Origin of the sequence: Vibrio sp. HI00D65, assembly GCF_001635455.1 — a bacterium.
In the GTDB taxonomy this organism is placed as follows: domain Bacteria; phylum Pseudomonadota; class Gammaproteobacteria; order Enterobacterales; family Vibrionaceae; genus Vibrio.
Genome location: NZ_LWEH01000561.1, coordinates 1 through 572, shown reverse-complemented (window position 1 = coordinate 572; position 572 = coordinate 1). Strand labels below are relative to the sequence as shown.

Here is a 572-nt window from a genome sequence, read left to right as displayed (position 1 = left end):
GGTTTTGATGGACTCAAAAATACAAACGCTTGAATGAGTTTGAAGAGACAAGACTTTTAATAAGCTTTCCAGATTATTTTGCCTTCAGTTTTTAAAAAAGCTGAAAGTAAAAGCAAAATTTGCTTGGCGACCATAGCATTGTGGACCCACCTGATTCCATGCCGAACTCAGAAGTGAAACACAATAGCGCCGATGGTAGTGTGGGGCTTCCCCATGTGAGAGTAGGACATCGCCAGGCTTTAATTTCGACTTTGCTTAGTAATTAAGCAAGTCACCATAAAGTTCTAAATAAACTTAGAGTTTTATGTTGACTTCAACAGTCAGTCGCGTACTATACGCATCCGCTTTGACGCTAAGGCGTTGATAGCAAAGCTCTTTAACAATTTAAACCTATCAATCTGTGTGGGCACTCGTTGATGAATATCAAAATTGATTCTTAGGAATCACATTGATTTCAATGAACTGAGTGACCAATCGATAATTTATTATCGGCACAGTCAATTCATTATCATTCTGTTGGAATGGTAATAGCTTTAAAATTACTTTTTGTAGTTTTGAAGTCAGTATTCATT

The 572-nt window shown here is 36.9% G+C and carries 1 rRNA gene; it reads left to right on the top strand.

Going from position 1 to position 572, the window contains the following annotated elements:
* Nucleotides 1-122 precede the first annotated feature (122 nt).
* Nucleotides 123-238 (top strand): 5S ribosomal RNA (rrf, locus tag A3712_RS23815).
* Nucleotides 239-572 lie beyond the last annotated feature (334 nt).